Source organism: Clostridium sp. N3C, assembly GCF_900095445.1.
Classification (GTDB): Bacteria; Bacillota; Clostridia; order Clostridiales; family Clostridiaceae; genus Clostridium_AU.
This window is the reverse complement of record NZ_FMJL01000002.1, coordinates 59426-76136: the sequence shown is the minus strand read 5'-3', so window position 1 is coordinate 76136 and position 16711 is coordinate 59426. Positions and strand designations below refer to the sequence as shown.

The 16711-nt window shown below is 32.0% G+C and carries 17 protein-coding genes and 5 tRNA genes; 5 read left to right on the top strand and 17 right to left on the bottom strand.

Translation table 11 applies throughout. The annotated features are described in order from the left end of the window. Window positions 1-43: 43 nt before the first annotated feature. Window positions 44-937 carry a putative sporulation protein YtxC gene (gene ytxC / locus N3C_RS01130; RefSeq protein ID WP_074364232.1) on the bottom strand — a complete coding sequence of 298 codons (894 nt, stop codon included), beginning with the start codon at window positions 935-937 and terminating at the stop codon, window positions 44-46. 172 nt (window positions 938-1109) lie between these two features. Here ytxC and N3C_RS01125 point away from each other — a divergent pair, with 172 nt between their 5' ends. Then, complete coding sequence (locus tag N3C_RS01125; RefSeq protein WP_074364226.1) at window positions 1110-1811, top strand: DUF6873 family GME fold protein; 702 nt, start codon at window positions 1110-1112, stop codon at window positions 1809-1811. 48 nt (window positions 1812-1859) lie between these two features. Here N3C_RS01125 and N3C_RS01120 read toward each other — a convergent pair. The 8 genes from N3C_RS01120 to N3C_RS01085 all read right to left on the bottom strand — a co-directional run bounded on the left by N3C_RS01120 (window position 1860) and on the right by N3C_RS01085 (window position 4303). Then, window positions 1860-1933 (bottom strand) — tRNA-Cys (locus N3C_RS01120). An 11-nt stretch (window positions 1934-1944) separates the two neighbouring features. Continuing rightward, window positions 1945-2019: transfer RNA gene (locus tag N3C_RS01115), tRNA-Gly, on the bottom strand. A gap of 5 nt (window positions 2020-2024) precedes the next feature. After that, window positions 2025-2100, bottom strand: a tRNA-Phe gene (locus N3C_RS01110). 4 nt (window positions 2101-2104) lie between these two features. Further along, window positions 2105-2181 (bottom strand) — tRNA-Asp (locus N3C_RS01105). 10 nt (window positions 2182-2191) lie between these two features. Then, window positions 2192-2267 (bottom strand) — tRNA-Val (locus N3C_RS01100). A gap of 76 nt (window positions 2268-2343) precedes the next feature. After that, entirely contained in the window at window positions 2344-3222 is an 879-nt protein-coding gene (gene hslO / locus N3C_RS01095) for an Hsp33 family molecular chaperone HslO (protein ID WP_074364221.1), read from the bottom strand. Window positions 3223-3236: 14 nt separating this feature from the next. Then, complete coding sequence (locus N3C_RS01090; protein WP_074364219.1) at window positions 3237-3983, bottom strand: class I SAM-dependent DNA methyltransferase; 747 nt, start codon at window positions 3981-3983, stop codon at window positions 3237-3239. A 65-nt stretch (window positions 3984-4048) separates the two neighbouring features. Further along, window positions 4049-4303 (bottom strand): alpha/beta-type small acid-soluble spore protein, encoded by a 255-nt coding sequence (locus N3C_RS01085; protein WP_074364217.1) that lies wholly within the window; start codon window positions 4301-4303, stop codon window positions 4049-4051. A gap of 346 nt (window positions 4304-4649) precedes the next feature. Between N3C_RS01085 and dapA the strand changes: the two genes are divergently transcribed. Together dapA and dapB are read left to right on the top strand one after the other, a co-directional pair. Then, window positions 4650-5528, top strand: a complete 879-nt coding sequence (gene dapA, locus N3C_RS01080) for a 4-hydroxy-tetrahydrodipicolinate synthase (protein WP_074364216.1) — start codon at window positions 4650-4652, stop codon at window positions 5526-5528. An 11-nt stretch (window positions 5529-5539) separates the two neighbouring features. Beyond that, window positions 5540-6295, top strand: a complete 756-nt coding sequence (gene dapB, locus N3C_RS01075; protein WP_074364215.1) for a 4-hydroxy-tetrahydrodipicolinate reductase — start codon at window positions 5540-5542, stop codon at window positions 6293-6295. 53 nt (window positions 6296-6348) lie between these two features. Here dapB and N3C_RS01070 read toward each other — a convergent pair whose 3' ends face one another. The 5 genes from N3C_RS01070 to N3C_RS01050 form a co-directional block, all read right to left on the bottom strand. Continuing rightward, a complete protein-coding gene (locus N3C_RS01070; RefSeq protein WP_074364214.1) occupies window positions 6349-7308 on the bottom strand; it encodes an ABC transporter ATP-binding protein in 960 nt (319 codons plus the stop codon). Continuing rightward, complete coding sequence (locus tag N3C_RS01065; RefSeq protein WP_074364213.1) at window positions 7301-8326, bottom strand: ABC transporter ATP-binding protein; 1026 nt, start codon at window positions 8324-8326, stop codon at window positions 7301-7303. The genes N3C_RS01070 and N3C_RS01065 overlap by 8 nt, the downstream gene beginning before the upstream one ends. 23 nt (window positions 8327-8349) lie before the next feature. After that, on the bottom strand, window positions 8350-9267 hold the full coding sequence (locus tag N3C_RS01060; protein WP_074364212.1) for an ABC transporter permease: 918 nt from the start codon (window positions 9265-9267) through the stop codon (window positions 8350-8352). Between the two features lie 10 nt (window positions 9268-9277). Next, complete coding sequence (locus tag N3C_RS01055) at window positions 9278-10243, bottom strand: ABC transporter permease (protein WP_074364211.1); 966 nt, start codon at window positions 10241-10243, stop codon at window positions 9278-9280. A gap of 280 nt (window positions 10244-10523) precedes the next feature. After that, window positions 10524-12179 carry a peptide ABC transporter substrate-binding protein gene (locus N3C_RS01050; protein ID WP_074364210.1) on the bottom strand — a complete coding sequence of 552 codons (1656 nt, stop codon included), beginning with the start codon at window positions 12177-12179 and terminating at the stop codon, window positions 10524-10526. A 522-nt stretch (window positions 12180-12701) separates the two neighbouring features. On the opposite strand from N3C_RS01050, the gene dapD reads away from it, so the two are divergent. Then, entirely contained in the window at window positions 12702-13412 is a 711-nt protein-coding gene (gene dapD / locus N3C_RS01045; RefSeq protein WP_074364209.1) for a 2,3,4,5-tetrahydropyridine-2,6-dicarboxylate N-acetyltransferase, read from the top strand. Between the two features lie 55 nt (window positions 13413-13467). On the opposite strand, the gene N3C_RS01040 is transcribed toward dapD, so the two are convergent. After that, a complete protein-coding gene (locus N3C_RS01040) occupies window positions 13468-14139 on the bottom strand; it encodes a single-stranded DNA-binding protein (RefSeq protein WP_074364208.1) in 672 nt (223 codons plus the stop codon). A 168-nt stretch (window positions 14140-14307) separates the two neighbouring features. Continuing rightward, entirely contained in the window at window positions 14308-15075 is a 768-nt protein-coding gene (locus N3C_RS01035) for a polysaccharide deacetylase family protein (RefSeq protein WP_074364207.1), read from the bottom strand. A 158-nt stretch (window positions 15076-15233) separates the two neighbouring features. Here N3C_RS01035 and N3C_RS01030 point away from each other — a divergent pair, with 158 nt between their 5' ends. Then, window positions 15234-15761: a DUF4364 family protein gene (locus tag N3C_RS01030; RefSeq protein ID WP_074364206.1), complete on the top strand. Its 528-nt coding sequence runs from the start codon at window positions 15234-15236 to the stop codon at window positions 15759-15761. Here the strand turns inward: N3C_RS01030 and N3C_RS01025 are convergent. Continuing rightward, a complete protein-coding gene (locus N3C_RS01025; RefSeq protein WP_074364205.1) occupies window positions 15758-16639 on the bottom strand; it encodes a YncE family protein in 882 nt (293 codons plus the stop codon). The two genes, N3C_RS01030 and N3C_RS01025, sit on opposite strands and share 4 nt — an antisense overlap. Between the last annotated feature and the right edge of the window lie 72 nt (window positions 16640-16711).

Sequence of the window (16711 nt, the reverse complement as noted above, 5' to 3'; positions counted from 1 at the left end):
ACATTATACTATCTATATTTTACCTTGTCAATATAGATTTTTATTAAACTCTAATAACTCCTATACCGGATTTACAAAGTTCACATTCTTTGCAAATGTTTACTCTATCAGTAAACACATTATTTATTGTATCTATAAGCTCTTTATTTCTACAGTTTTCTAAACCATGAATATTGATAATTTTAGGTGCATTAGTTATTAGTCCACTTATTATTAAATCCTCCAAATTATTTTCTGTAATTTTTTCTCCAGATAGCTCATTGAGAAACTCTCCAAGCATATCATTGCCCTCTTTATCTCTAATAGAGTACTTTCCATTAGAATCTATTATTATATTTACTACATCTACTTTACTATCTTGAATTTCCACAAAGTATTTAAGCAGTTTTATAAATTCACTGTATTCCTTTTCAACCATATATTTTTCTACCACTTTATCTACAATAAATTCAATGTCTTCTCTTAATTCTCTCATCCTAAAAGTTATAAAACCATTTATATTGATTTCATCATTTTCTTCTATGCAGGAAATAATTTTATTGATTATATTGTTCTTTCTATTCATACAATAAATGGTGTAGTCATCTATATTTAATTCCTCACCTTTAAGCATCCTCATACTCAAAATTTCTATATCTCTTATTTCATCAGGTTTAAGAAAGAAATATGTGTCATTTAAAAAATTTAACATATCTCTATCATAAAACTCACAAATAGCTATTTTGTAAAGTATATTTGCCATATATAAATTAAAGGTATCAACTATTTTCTCATTATACTCATCTTCACTACAAAATATTTTTATAAATTGCATATCACCTACTATGCTTTCAGAAAAACCAATAAAAATGCCTTTAGTCTTAAGATATTCTTTTAGTTCATTGATTTCCCCTATTAAGTCCCTTTTTCCCTCGTATACTACCGTCAAAAGCAACATCTGTCTCACTCCCTTCTTAAATTAGTATGTGTTTATTAACAGTGACTATACACGAAAATTAATACAATAATCGACAGGTTGCTATAAAGGTTTTGACATAACTTCTTTTTAATTTTAAAATTATGTATGTCAATTTTTTTAAGGAATATATAACTAAAGGGAGGAGATCAAGATAAAACACTGCTTAGTTGACAGCAGAATATCAGAGGTTGAACTTAAGGAATTACATAAACTAGGATTGGAAGTACTATTATGCCCAAAATGTGATAATCTTTACGATGCCATTAGCAGTCATCCTGATATTCAAGTTTTTGCATTAAATAAAAATCATTTAATTGTGCAAAATCAAATTGATGGAGATTTATTAGAGCAATTTGAAGCCTTAGGTAAAAAAATACATTTTTCAAAAAACACACTATTTAATAAATATCCATATGATATAATATTAAATTGCTTTATATTAGGTGAATTATTCATTCATAACTTAAAATACACTGATAATAAAATTATTGAACTACTGCCAGATGGAATAAAAAAAATAAATGTTAATCAAGGATATTCAAAATGTTCCACCGCTATAGTTAATGATAATGCTATTATCACCAGTGATCCAAGTATTGCAAAGGCTTTATCCCTTGAAAAAGTTGACGTTCTTTTTCTTCCTCCAGGGGACATTATTCTGGAAGGTATGAATTATGGTTTTATCGGAGGAACTTGCGGTTTATTAGACGAAAATAACATAGCTTTCTTTGGAAATTTGGATAAGTATATGTACGGTACTGAAGTTAAAAACTTCTTAAAGAAACATAAAGTTACTTGGCATTGTTTATCTAATTGTAAATTAATAGACAGGGGTAGTTTACTTATGATTTAAAACATTAACTATAAAAAAAGACACATCAAAGATGTGTCTTTTTCTTTATGGAGGCGCCACCCAGATTCGAACTGGGGATGAGGGTGTTGCAGACCCGTGCCTTACCACTTGGCTATAGCGCCATATAAAATTTTGGAGCGGAAGACGGGACTCGAACCCGCAACTTTCACCTTGGCAAGGTGACACTCTACCATTGAGTCACTCCCGCATATTTGGTGGCCAGACCAGGAATCGAACCAGGGACACGAGGATTTTCAGTCCTCTGCTCTACCGACTGAGCTATCTGGCCAAAATGGCGACCCAGAAGGGACTCGAACCCTCGACCTCCGGCGTGACAGGCCGGCACTCTAACCAACTGAGCCACTGGGCCATTAATTTAGTGGTGGGCACAACAGGGCTCGAACCTGTGACCCTCTGCTTGTAAGGCAGATGCTCTCCCAGCTGAGCTATGCGCCCACTAGTCCTGACGACAAGTATAATTATAAAGGCACTTGTTTATATTGTCAAGACTTTTATTAAATAAAATTTAAAACTATTGATTATTTAAAATTGATCCTATATCTTCCTTGGTGAAAAGATAGGATTTATTACAGAAATTGCATTTAATTTCTTCTGTGCCGCCTTCCTCATATATTTCTTCTAAATCTTTTTTACCTATACTAATTAAGGCTTTTTCTACCTTTTCTCTACTGCAATCACATTTAAAATATGGTTCTCTATGTTCCATAATCTTTATGGACATATCTTCAAATAGATCCTTCATAATAGTTTCTATATCTTTCCCACTATCAAGCTGAGAACTAATTGACTGCATTTCCTGTAATCTATAGGTAACTAAATCTGCTACTAAATCACTAGCTCCCGGCATCATTTGTATTATAAAACCACCTGAGGATCTTATTGACAAATCGTTATCTACAAGAACACCTATTCCCACCGCTGTTGGTGTTTGTTCTGACTGAGTAAAATAATAACTTAAATCGTCACCAATTTCTCCTGTTACTATAGGTATTTGACCTACATAAGGTTCTCTTAGTCCAATATCCTTAATTATAGTAAGCATACCATTGGTACCAATGGCTCCTCCTACATCCAGTTTACCTTGTGCATTTGAAGGTAAATCTACTTGTGGATTTCCTATGTATCCCTTCACTCTACCATCAGGGTATGCTGTTACTACAACACTACCAGCAGGTCCTCCTCCATTTATTTGAAGTGTTAACACATCCTTATCATTTTTAAACATTGAAGCCATCATAGCTCCACTAGTAAGCATTCTTCCTAAAGCTGCTGCCGCTGTGGCACTGCATTCATGTATTTTTACAGCTTCATTTACCAAATTAGTAGTAGAAGTGGCCACAAATCTAACAGCTCCTTCTGCTGCAGTTCCTATAATTAGTACATCTTTCATTTTATCCTTCTCCCCTATTGAATATTTCTCCTAATAAAATATGTTATTCTCTCTGTAGTAGCACTTACAGAACTATCGGTATAGTTGTCCAATTTATTTATAATAGATAATCCGGCGCCTTTTAAAGCCTCATCTATCTCAACTTCACTATAGATTCTCTCCACATGAACTTCATCAAATCTTTCATACAAATCATCCTCTTTTATAAAGAAAGTAAGATACATTTCCAATATATTATCTTCTAAAGTATTTTCCCATATATAGACTATATCTTCCTCATTATAAGTAAAGGTATTATTACCTAAAATATTTTTTAACTTATAGTCACTATTTATATCGAATACAAACATACCTTGTTCTTTTAGGTGGTTGCGGATACATATAAAGAATTTTTGTAATTCTCCCTCTTCCGTTAGGTAATTAGTACAATCCAAAGAGCAAGTGATTAAATCAAATTTTCTATTTAAATTAAGCTCTTTCATATCTTGTTTTACAAATTTAGCCCTTTGTTTTTTATTCCTAAATTTATTTTCAGCTATTATAAGCATATCCTCTGATAAATCAACGCACCAGTTATTATTAAAAAAGGGAGCGATATTTATGGCTAAATTGCCAGTACCGCAACCAAGATCTAAGTAATCATCTTTTTTATTGCTAAAATTATTATATTTATCTAATATAAAGTTGCTCCAAGCTACATAATCTATATCTTCATATATTAAACTATCATATATTTCTGCGAATTTATTATAAGCATGCATCCAATCCCCCCTAAAAACTATATCATCTCATTATTTTATATTCAATAAAAGTATTAGTCAACAAACTATTTACTTTTAGATAGGATCTCTTCGTTAGTTGGAAGATTCAGATTCTTTTTTCGTTTAGTCATTAATCCTCCTATTCTTCCTGTTTCTTCTGCGGATAATCCGCTCCAACCATACTTATCCACCTTTTCTTTTAAACCTAATTCTTCTGCAATCTCATACTTGATTTGCTCTCTTAGCTTTTCAGCTTCTGTAAGTTCCTTATTAGCTTTCAATTTTGCTTTTATTACTTTCTTAAGCGGTGTTTTTCCCATTGCAATTCCCTCCCTTACATCTCAGCTATTATTTTCTACTAATAAAACTACTATTATACATCTTTCTATTGAAATATTTTTATATTAAGTATTTAATTTTCTTAAGTAAATCTATATAATAGTAATATATATAGAGTTCCATAGTTAAAAGGAAACTTATACATTGGTATAAAGCCAGTGTTTTCAGCGTTTTTTCACCTATGTATAAGTTAATAGTTAAAGTAGGAATTCTATATATAAACTGCATAATTATACATCATTCTGTTATAATGAATGAATACTATAATAAATTGTGCGGTTTCCTTTCTTGAACTATTGTACTAATATAATAAAGTGAGGGATCAGTATGAGTATTTTTAAAGGAAGCGGCGTAGCAATTATCACACCTTTTAATGAAAATGGTGTTAATTTCGAAAAACTAGGAGAATTAATAGAAGCTCAAATAAAAGGCGGCACTGACGCTATAATTATATGTGGTACTACCGGCGAAGCTTCCACTATGACAGAAAGTGAAAAGAATGACACTATTAAATTCACCGTTGATGTGGTAAATAAACGAATTCCTGTTATTGCAGGCACCGGTGGAAACAACACTAGCACTTCAGTACAAATGAGCACCTGGGCAGAATCTATCGGTGTAGATGGCCTTTTGGTTATTACTCCTTATTATAATAGAACTACTCAAAAAGGCTTAGTTGCCCACTTTGGAGAAATAGCTAGTAATGTAAAAATACCTTTAATTCTTTACAATGTACCATCAAGAACCGGTATGAATTTATTACCATCTACTATTTTAGAATTAACTAAATACAAAAACATTGTTGCTGTTAAAGAGGCCAGTGGAAATATAAGTCAAGTAGCTAAAATCAAAGAACTCTGTGGTGATAGAATCGATATTTATTCCGGTAACGACGATCAAATTGTACCAGTATTATCTTTAGGCGGAGCAGGAGTTATATCAGTAGCTGCTAACATTATTCCAAAAGAAATACATGATATGTGTTATGAATATTTTAATGGAAACGTAAAAAGATCTTTAGAGTTACAATTAAAGTATCTATCTTTAATTAATGCGCTCTTCATTGAAAACAATCCAATACCTATAAAACAGGCTATGAATCTTATGGGTATGGAAGTTGGATCAGTAAGACTTCCTCTTGTAGATATGAGTGAAAATAATGAAGCAATATTAAGAGATGAACTTAGGAAACATGGGCTTATTTAACGGAGGTTATTATGATAAAAATTATTCTAAACGGTTGTAACGGTAGAATGGGAAAAACTATATCAGAACTGGCTAAAGGATATAACAACTTACAAATAGTAGCCGGTATTGATAAATATATTGATGGAGAAACTAAATCTTTCCCTGTTTACACTGAAATATCAGATTTTACTGGAGCTTGCGATGTAGTATTAGATTTCTCTAGTCCTAAATCCTTACCAAACTTAACAAAATATTGTAAAGAAAGAAATATTCCATTAGTACTTTGTACTACAGGTTATAATAAAGAAGAACTAAAAGAAATTGAAGCACTAAGCAAAGAAATTCCAGTATTTCATTCTGGAAATATGTCATTAGGCATAAATATTTTAAGTAATGTGCTTAAAAAGATATCACCAATCCTCTTTAAGGATTATGATATAGAAATTATTGAAAAGCACCATAATCAAAAGGTGGATGCTCCTAGTGGAACCGCATTACTTTTAGCTGACAGCATTAAATCATCCTTAAAAGAAGAAGTAAATTATGTATATGGCCGTGAAGGTCTTAAAAAGAGAGATAAAGAAGAAATTGGTATTCATGCTATAAGAGGTGGTTCTATAGTTGGCGAACATGAAATTATTTTCGCCGGTAAAGGAGAAACAATAGAATTGAAGCATACAGCACTTTCTAGAGATGTTTTTGCTTCTGGAGCTTTAAGAGCCTGCGAATTTATGGCTGGTAAAGGACCCGGTCTTTATGATATGGATAATGTAATCAACGGATAAACCTTTTAGCTTTTATTAAAAAAGCCTGCTGACTAAAAGTCAGCAGGCTAATTTTATTTGAATAAATGACAAGCAACATAATGGTCTGGTTGAACTTCCTTCATTTCAGGAGCTTTTTCAAAACATTCAGGTTTAGCATACTTACATCTTGATGCAAATCTACAACCTGGTTTTGGATTGATTGGGCTTGGAACATCCCCCTCTAACATAATTCTCTGTCTAGAACTTTCAATCTGAGGATCTGGGATTGGAATTGCTGACATCAATGCTTGTGTATATGGATGTAATGGTTTCTGATATAACTCATTACTTTCAGCTAATTCCATCATGTTACCAAGATACATTACTCCTACTTTATCGGAAATATGTCTAACCATTGATAAATCGTGAGCAATAAACAAATAAGTTAAACCTAACTTCTGCTGTAGCTCTATAAGCAAGTTAATAACCTGAGCCTGTATAGAAACATCAAGGGCAGATATAGGTTCATCACAGACAATAAACTTTGGTTCTACTGCCAAAGCTCTAGCTATACCTATACGCTGTCTTTGACCACCTGAAAATTCATGAGGAAATCTGGAAGCATGTTCTTTATTTAAACCAACAAGCTCCAATAGTTCATGAATTCTCTCAGTTCTCTTTTGACCAGTATATAATTTGTGTATATCTATACCTTCTGCAATAATATCTCCAACAGTCATACGAGGGTCCAAAGATGCATAAGGATCCTGAAAGATCATTTGAACTTCTTTAGCAAATTCTTTTCTTTGCTTTGCATTCTTTTTTTCAACCTTTTTGCCCTCAAAATATATATCCCCGCTAGTAGCTTCATAAAGTCCTATAACAGTTCTTCCACAGGTTGTTTTTCCACAACCGGATTCACCTACAAGACCTAAAGTTTCACCTTTATTAATTTTAAAACTAACACCATCTACCGCTTTTAAGATCTTGCCGCTACCAACATTAAAATATTTTTTTAAATCCTTTACTTCAACCAATACTTCCTTAGACATTTTGCAATCCTCCTTTTTTTAGAGGTGGCTCTACCTTAGGTGCATTTGGATGCATCAACCAGCAATTAGCTTTATGTGTTTGTGACAAGGTTGTTTCCTCAGGCATAGCTTCCTTACATATAGGCATTGCATACTGACAACGTGCTGCAAAAGGACATCCTACCGGTGGTTTTAATAAATCCGGTGGTGTTCCAGGAATTGAATACAACTTGGATTTATGTTCTGTATCTAGAGTAGGAACAGAATTTAATAAAGCCCAAGTGTATGGATGTTTTGCTTCATAAAAAATCTCATCAGTAGTACCTCTTTCTACTACTTTCCCTGCATACATAACCTGTATTTTATGAGCAACCTTTGCTACCACACCTAAATCATGAGTTATTAATATAATAGCTGTACCTAATTTTTCTTGAAGCTCAGCCATAAGCTCCATGATTTGAGCCTGAATTGTTACATCCAAAGCAGTGGTAGGTTCATCTGCTATTAAGAGTTTAGGATTGCAAGCAAGAGCTATAGCAATCATAACTCTTTGTCTCATACCACCAGAAAACTCAAAAGGATACTGATTTACTCTTTCTTCAGCGTTAGGTATATTAACTAACTTTAGCATTCTTACAGCTTCCTTTAGAGCTTCTTCCTTTTTCAATCCACGATGTATCATCAAAACTTCTGCTATTTGCTTTCCTATTTTCATAGTTGGATTTAGAGATGTCATAGGATCTTGGAAGATCATACTAACATCTCCACCCCTATAGCTTTGAAGTTGTTTTTTGTTAAATTCCAATATATTTTTACCATTAAATAATATTTTTGAATCCTTTTTTATTTCAGCAGGTGGTTCTGCCAAAAGACGCATAATAGACTTTGCAGTGATACTTTTTCCACAACCGGATTCTCCAACTATAGCTAAAGTCTCACCTTCCTCTACGTCAAAAGACACTCCACGTACTGCTTGCACTTCACCAGCATATGTGTGAAAGGAAACTCTTAAGTCTTTAACTTCAAGAATTTTTGACATTAACTTACCTCCTTCTATTATAATTACTGTCTCATTTTAGGATCAAGAGCGTCTCTTAAACCATCGCCTAGCAAGTTAAAGGCTAGCATAGTTATACTAATAGCTATAGCTGGAATCCATAGCTGATAAGGATAAAAATCCATTACGTTTTGGCCAGCACTAACCATTGCACCCCAACTTGTTTCCGGTGGCTGTATTCCTAATCCTACGAAGCTTAAAAAGGCCTCTGCAAATATAAAGGATGGTATATCAAATGTTATATAAACAATAATAACACCGATTGTGTTTGGAATCATATGTTTTAGTATTATTCTCATAGGACTTGCTCCTAAAGTTCTAGCTGCCATAACATACTCTGATTCCTTTAACTGTAAAACCTGTCCTCTAACCATTCTTGCCATACCTGTCCATGCAGTTACACAAAGAGCCAACAACAAAGAAACCATTCCTGAGCCTAATATAACAGAAAATAATATAACTACAATCAAATATGGTATACTATTTAAAACTTCAACTATTCTCATCATTATATTATCAACTTTACCACCAAAATATCCACTAATACCACCATAAATACATCCAATTATAACTTCAAGAAGAGTAGCAATTACTGCTATGGACAAAGATACTCTTCCACCAATCCATAATCTAGAAAACATATCTCTTCCTAAGTTATCAGTACCAAACCAATATTCATTACTTGGTTTTTGATTAGCAAGCTTTAAACTTTGCTCTTGATAATTCTTTCCTGATATAGCAGGTCCAAATAACACAAGAAAAGCTAATACTATTAATACCACTAAGGATACCATAGCTACTTTATTCTTTTTTAATCTTCTCCAAGCGTCCTGCCAATATGTTAAGTTTGGTCGAACTATCAAATCCATTTCATCTTTATTTATTCCAACTATTTTAAATTTATCTTTGCTCAATTCTGCCATACTTACCCTCCTATTTGCTTCCTTCTAGCTTTATTCTTGGATCTATCAAAGAATAGGCAATATCAACTACAAGCAGAGAAATTATATATAAGGCCGAAAAGAATATAGTTAATCCCATTATAATATTGTAATCATTTTGGTTAATTGCATTAATCAAAGAGTTTCCTAAGCCTGGAACAGCAAATATTCTTTCAATTACAATAGTTCCTGTTACAATAGTTGCTATTTGAGGTCCTAAGATGGTTATTATTGGTAATATAGCATTTCTTAAAATATGCTTAACAGCAATGCCAAATTGAGACAAGCCTTTAGCCTTTGCAGTTAATATATAATCCTGATTTATAACATCCAAAACTGATGCTCTCATATATCTAGCATAGGTTGCAATACTACTAAAACTTAATGCTATCGTTGGAAGTATTGTGTACTTAAATCTTTGACCTACTGGAGTATACTTATCATACCAAAGAGCCGTTGGAATAATATCATTTTTTCCTAACCAAGAATGTCCAACCCAAGTTTGAAGTAAAGCTGCTAAAACGAAACTAGGTATGGATACCCCTATTATAGCTATAAACATAATAAAATAATCTGCAACGGTATTTCTTTTAAAAGCTGCTATAATACCAAGAACTAAACCTACCACAAGTCCAAATGCAACAGCTTGAAGTCCTATTCTAGCAGATGCAGGGAAAAATTCCTGTATCTTATCAGTTGCATTTTCTCCTGGTGTTATTAAAGAATCGCCCATGTCACCTTTAAGCAAGTTTTGCATATATTTAATATAGCGCTCCACTAAAGGTCTATCAAATCCATACTTTCGCTCCAACTGTACAATAACCTCTTCAGGCAATCTTTTTTCACCAGTACGAACTGGATTACCTGGCTTACTGTTCATTAAAAAGAATGTTGCTGTAATTATAACCCATAGAGTTAGAATCATGATTCCAATTCTTTTTAAGATGTACTTTACCATAATCTTCCCCCTAACTTCCCATAAATTTAATTTATAAAAATTATGAGATTATTTTTGTTGTAAAAACATAAAAATTAGTGCTTGTACTCTTCTTGAGAATAATATATAAAAAAATGTGTAGGTCTTATATTTAAACCCACCTACACATAATATCAGTTTTCGACCCAATTTTCAATATAATATTATTTACAATCATAATTTTTTATAATATTTTAAAAAATTTAAATTGCTGCATATTTGCAGCAATTTAAATTTTTATTAGTAATTAATTGACTATTAATTATTCGATATAAGCCCATCTTAACTGGTAAGTTCCGCCAAAGTTAGGTAGCTGTAATCCCTTAACATATGGCTGTTGGAAAGACTTCTTATCTTTGTAGAATAAAGGTGCTATTGCAGCATCTTCAATCACTTGTTTTTCCATTTCAGCAAATATTTCTAATCTCTTAGCTGTATCAGTTTCATTTTGAACTTTCTTTAGTAATTCTTCGTATTTTTCATTTACCCATTTACCATTGTTGTTACCATTGTCTTTGCCAAATAAATCTAAGAATGTCATAGGATCATTATAGTCAGCGCCCCAACCGGACATTGCTATATCAAACTGTTGGCTCTGAACCTTAGTTAAGTAATCTGAGAAATCAGCAGCAGGAAGTATTTCAACTTTTACTCCCAACTTTTTCTGCCATTGATCTTGGAAGTATTCTGAATTCTTCTTTGTTTCTGCGTCACTTGCCTGTGGTAAATATCTAAATGTATGTTTAGCTGGATCTGGATCTAAGCCTGCTTCTTTTAATCCTTCAACTAAAAGAGCTTTAGGATCATTATATTTTTCCTGTAGAGCCTTTAAAGGTTCTTTTACCTTACTTCTATATTCGTTATCACCAATTAAAAGCTCCTGTGGTACCAATCCATAAGCTGGTATACCTCTCTTGTAAACAGATTCTGTGTACTCTTCTCTGTCTAAAGCTAGTGAAAGCGCAAGTCTAACCTTTGCATTTGTTAATGCTTTATTATCTTTTCCTTCAGTGTTGAATACCATATAGAAGGATGATGGATCTACACCTTCAATTAAATTGTACTTACCATTTTTAGCTTCTTCTGTCATTTTAGTTAGATACTCACCTGTAGCGGAAGTTGCATCTAACTTACCAGACTTGAATTGTTCATAAGCTGTTTTTATTTCCTCAATTTGTAGAAGATCTACTTGTTCTAGTTTAATATTTGATGCATTGTAGTATTTATCATTCTTCTTTAATACTACCTTTGCTCCCTTTTGCCATTGATCAACTACAAAAGGACCGCAGTATACTAATTGAGATGCATCTGTACCATATTCGCTTCCCTGTGCTTTTACTATATCTTCTCTCTGAGGAGATAGTCCTGGGAAAGCAACGATTTGTTCAAAATAAGGAACTGCTCTATCTAAAGTAACAACTAAAGTTTTATCGTCAGTAGCTTTAATACCTACTTCGTCAATGTTTGCTTGACCAGCATAGTACTTTTCAGCATTTTTTACTGGGAATAGGAAGAATGAATATCCAGCTCCTGTGTTAGGATCTAACAATCTCTTCCATGCAAATTCAAAATCCTTAGCAGTAACTGGCTTTCCATCAGACCAATTTAAATCTCTTAATTTAAATGTCCAAGTTAAGCCGTCTTCGCTAACTTCATAGCTTTCAGCTGCTCCTTTTTCTGGAACATCATTGTTATTAACAAGAAGTGTTTCTTGAGTGTTCTGGAGAACACTAAAGGATACCTGGTCTGTAGCTAGAACTGAGTCCAAAGTCTTCAAAGCACCATCTCTAAGAACTAATTTTTGTTCTCTTTTGTTGCTAGCATTGTTTTTATTATCTGTTTTGCCAGCACATCCTGCTAGTAATGTAGTTGCAGTCATGATTGCAGCTGTTACTAGCACTAAAGTTTTTTTCTTCATGATAATTTCCCCCTTTTAAGAATCATTAATTAAACAATAAGCTATGTATCTTATTATTTATCAATCTTGCAAGTATTATTATTTATTAAATAATTTTTCTTTATAAATAAATAATAACTACTAGCAATTTGATGTTTTTAATATTAACACACAATTAATATATTGTCAATTAATTTATACCTTTATTAAATTATTTTTCTTTTAATATTTCTTAGATATTTTTAACGATATATCATTTTCATAAATTTATATTATTATACTAATTTCGCCATTCAATCTTACTAAGTGTTTGACAATAATTTCAAAGGGATAATTAATCAGTATTAACTATAATAGCTTAAGCACTTAATATTGATAGGAAGATTATTATCAGCAAAGCTTATAGCTTCCCCCTAATGTAATACACATTTCTTAAAAGCAAATAATTTTTTAGTAGCCAAAGAAGGTCTTTTATCATATTTTAATTCATATAATCCCCTGTTACCTATACCAAGCAAATTCTTTTAAGAAAGGGTTGATTGTATGAAATATGATTTCAATGATCCTTATGGAATAGCTCGCTACATAAAGGAATCAAAGAAATCTACTCCAGTTAAAGTCTATTTGCATGGTGATCTATCAAAATGTGATTTTGGAAATATAGACGTTTATGGCTCACCTAACTTTTACTTACTTTTTGGTGAAGCCTCAGAAATAATTGATTTTATTAATAAATATAAAAGTAAAATAATTAAGTATAGATTAGAAAATGATAGAAGAAATTCTGCAATACCCTTGTTAGATCTACTTTCTATAGACGCAAGAATAGAACCAGGAGCAATAATAAGGGATAATGTTCATATAGGTAAAAATACAGTTATAATGATGGGTGCTGTAATAAATATTGGTGCAGAAATTGGAGATGATACTATGATAGATATGAATGCTGTAGTAGGTGCAAGAGGAAAATTAGGAAAAAGAGTACACTTAGGAGCGGGGGCGGTAGTTGCTGGAGTTCTAGAGCCTCCAAGCAAAAGTCCCTGCATCATTGGAGATGATGTGCTAATAGGAGCTAATTCAGTAATACTAGAAGGAGTAAAAATAGGATCCGGATCTGTAGTAGCAGCAGGTTCTGTAGTAACAGAAGATGTTCCTGCTGGAGTGGTAGTAGCGGGAATACCTGCTAAAATCATTAAATACGTTGACAATAAAACAAGGAATAAAACTCAGCTTTTAGAAGATTTAAGAAAATAACCTAAGTTAAATATAAAAATTGAGGGCTCTCTATCACTGGAGGCCCTCATCTTATTTAACCAATATCTTCTTGATTATCATTTTCTTCATTGCTTGTAACTTCAGTATCCTTGTTAACTTTTTCCATTTTTGATATAGAAACTTCATAGGCTATCTTTTTTATAACCTCTTCTTCAGAGACTTTTTTCTGATATTCTCTACTCTGAAGTCTACCCCATATTCTAATATTATCTCCTACATTTAAAGTCTGACAAAATCTAGAATTTCTTCCCCAAGCTATAGTTGGTATGTAGTCAGATTTATTGTAGGCCCTATTCACTGCAAGCAGCATATCTGCAATTTCTCTTCCAAAAGGAGTAGTTCTATAAACCGGTGGCTTGCATATGAAACCATCTAAAAATATTTGATTTGGATTTTTGCTTTTTTCATAGCATGGTTCAACATTTCTTGCAAACACTGTTAGAATTAATCTGTTAGACCCATCTATAAACTTATTATAAGATCGAAGCTGTCCCTCTACAATAATCTCACTGCCTATCTTTAATTCCATACCAGTTAAAAGTCTTTCGGAAATAGTAACAGATAAAACATCTTTAGTTTCACTTAGTCTTGGTACTTCGAGATTGAATATATAAAACCCCTCTCCATACATTTCATGGCTAAAGACTAAATCAGAGACAACCTTCCCTTCTAAGTAAATTTTGTTGTTTAGCATTAAATTGTCCATCTAAACCCCTCTCTCTCCCTTGGTTTTATTTTTCTTCTACAAAAGATTATTATTCATTTGTAATTGATAATATTACAAATTTCACATAAATTTATAATTGTAGTTTTATATATAAATTACTATAATTTGTACCATACCATTATAATACAATTTTACTCTATATTGCAATTATTTATTGTAAATTTGTTTTCCATTATGATCTATCATAAAATCCGATTTATATATAAGTTCTGACACAGTTACCATTGAATAGCCTTCTTTTTTAAAATATTCAATAATTCTAGGCAAGGTTTTTGTCGTATATCGACCATCATTGTGGAACAAAATTATAGAACCGGGTTTAGTTTTTTTAACAACCCTATTAAATTCTATCTCCTCTCCTTGCGCCTTCCAGTCAATACTATCAACATCCCATTGTATACAATAGCGATTTGTACTTTCAACAGTCTCAATTATTAAATCATTATAAACACCACTAGGACATCTAAATAAGGTGGTACCCTGACCGGTAATTTTTTTTATTTTGGAATCTAGCGCTTCTATTTCTTTAAGAAGTTCACTTCTACTTATACTATTCATATCCGGATGAGTGTTAGTATGATTACCAATTTCATGACCCTTCTCATGTAAAATCTTAAGTTTTTCCGGATTATGATCCACCCATGTACCTACAAGAAAAAAGGTTGCTTTTACATTATATTTGTCTAGAATTTCAATAATCTCATCGGTATTATCCTTTGGCCAGCTAGCATCAAAAGTTATAGCTATCTTTTTTTCCTTAGTATCTACAGAGTAAATAGGAAGCTTTCTTTTTTTTGATACAAATACACCTTTGCTATCCACTGTCATAGTAAAAATAGCTATAAGAGCTACTAATAGCAATGCCCCTTTGGTAAATGTTTTCTTAAGCTTTTCTTTTTTTATAATGATAATCAAATTTTCACCTCCTACAAAGTTATTCAGTAGATTATATTCCGTAAAATAAATATTATGAAGTTAAAATAAAATAAAGACAACTTTTTCAGCTGCCCTAATTTATGATATAATACATTTGAAATGCATATTTAATCATTTTTTCAGGAGGATGACCTTTTATGTTAGATGACATAAATCAGTTAGCAGAAAGTAAACTAATATTATTATATATATTAGATAGAATTGGGATGCATATTACTAGAAACCAACTTACAGAAATAGTTCTAGAAAATAATTTAGTAAATTACTTTCTGTTACAACAATACATAACGGAGCTACAAAATTCCAATTTTATAGAAACTATTAATAAAGATAAAAGCAAAGTCTTGTCCCTAACAGAACAAGGAAAAAAAGTTCTTTCACTATTTGTTTCTAGAATACCAAAAGATATAGTAGAAAAAATAGAGAAATATATTAACGAAAAAATCAATAATATTAAAAAAGAGATTTCTTTGCATGCAGATTATACTATTGAGAAAAACAATGCCTTTATAGTAAATTTGAGAGCTCAAGAAGATGAAATAACCCTCATTGATATTAAGGTCAACGTACCTTCCAAAAAACATGCCATAGATTTATGTCAAAATTGGAAATCTAATTCTTCAAAAATTTATAATGACATCATGAAAACCCTATTAGAATATTAATAAAAAGTCATATCTGTAGGTTCCTTTCCTATGGATATAGACTTTTTTTCATCCTTTTTTCCATCATAAATAATTAATCTGGATCCGTAATTATCTCCTACAAATATATATCTTCCCTTCTTTTTTATACATCTGGGCAGTCCACCAACAAAAACTTTTTTAATAAACTTTCTTCTTTCTAAATCAAGTATATAAATGCAGCCTTCACTAAAACTAGCCACGTATATTATATTTCCCTGAAAGCAAAAATCAATAGGGTTAAAACCAGCTGATATTTTTCCTACAGAAGAAAGAGTTTTTGTGCTAATTATGTTTACATAACCACAACAGTTATGACCTAAGTAACTTTCACAAAGATAAATATAATTATTATCCTCTGAAAAGAAAGCCTTAGTAGGATAGCAGCCTACGGTGATATTTTTTATTAGTTCCTTATTACTGCAATTTAATATAGAAAGAGTGCTATTTTCCATATTGGTGACCGCAATTAAATCCAATTGGTAATTTATATCTATACTATGAGGCAAGTTACCAATGGGCACTTCCTCCACAATCCGTTTATTCTCTAAATCAAAAACTATCAAATTATTACTTTCTCCACATACAACTATAGCCTCATTTCTATATACCGCCACATCATTACAATTTCCACCAATATAATACTCCTCTATTACTTTTCCAGACATAACATCTATTATTGATAGGCTGCTGTTATAGCTATTTGCAGTAATAATACTATCTTTCCATTTACATAAACCATGGGGACCATACCTTTCATTGATCTGTGCAATTCTAATACACTGCTCTTCCTCAAGATTATTAAGATTTATTTGAGATAAAGTATCGGAACCAGTGTTGCAAACATATAAATAATTCATTAACGATCACTCCAATTGCACCATAGCAATATTTAATCTCTTACAAGTATACTATGAGACTTTTCCATAAGT

Bases quoted from the DNA above. Each gene is read 5' to 3' on its own strand.
- ytxC (WP_074364232.1), bottom strand. From the start codon at position 937: ATGTTGCTTTTGACGGTAGTATACGAGGGAAAAAGGGACTTAATAGGG.
- N3C_RS01060 (WP_074364212.1), bottom strand. From the start codon at position 9,267: ATGGCAGAATTGAGCAAAGATAAATTTAAAATAGTTGGAATAAATAAA.
- N3C_RS01070 (WP_074364214.1), bottom strand. From the start codon at position 7,308: ATGTCTAAGGAAGTATTGGTTGAAGTAAAGGATTTAAAAAAATATTTT.
- dapD (WP_074364209.1), top strand. From the start codon at position 12,702: ATGAAATATGATTTCAATGATCCTTATGGAATAGCTCGCTACATAAAG.
- dapB (WP_074364215.1), top strand. From the start codon at position 5,540: ATGATAAAAATTATTCTAAACGGTTGTAACGGTAGAATGGGAAAAACT.
- N3C_RS01040 (WP_074364208.1), bottom strand. From the start codon at position 14,139: ATGGACAATTTAATGCTAAACAACAAAATTTACTTAGAAGGGAAGGTT.
- hslO (WP_074364221.1), bottom strand. From the start codon at position 3,222: ATGAAAGATGTACTAATTATAGGAACTGCAGCAGAAGGAGCTGTTAGA.
- N3C_RS01030 (WP_074364206.1), top strand. From the start codon at position 15,234: ATGTTAGATGACATAAATCAGTTAGCAGAAAGTAAACTAATATTATTA.
- N3C_RS01065 (WP_074364213.1), bottom strand. From the start codon at position 8,326: ATGTCAAAAATTCTTGAAGTTAAAGACTTAAGAGTTTCCTTTCACACA.
- N3C_RS01055 (WP_074364211.1), bottom strand. From the start codon at position 10,243: ATGGTAAAGTACATCTTAAAAAGAATTGGAATCATGATTCTAACTCTA.
- N3C_RS01090 (WP_074364219.1), bottom strand. From the start codon at position 3,983: ATGCATGCTTATAATAAATTCGCAGAAATATATGATAGTTTAATATAT.
- dapA (WP_074364216.1), top strand. From the start codon at position 4,650: ATGAGTATTTTTAAAGGAAGCGGCGTAGCAATTATCACACCTTTTAAT.
- N3C_RS01050 (WP_074364210.1), bottom strand. From the start codon at position 12,179: ATGAAGAAAAAAACTTTAGTGCTAGTAACAGCTGCAATCATGACTGCA.
- N3C_RS01025 (WP_074364205.1), bottom strand. From the start codon at position 16,639: ATGAATTATTTATATGTTTGCAACACTGGTTCCGATACTTTATCTCAA.
- N3C_RS01085 (WP_074364217.1), bottom strand. From the start codon at position 4,303: ATGGGAAAAACACCGCTTAAGAAAGTAATAAAAGCAAAATTGAAAGCT.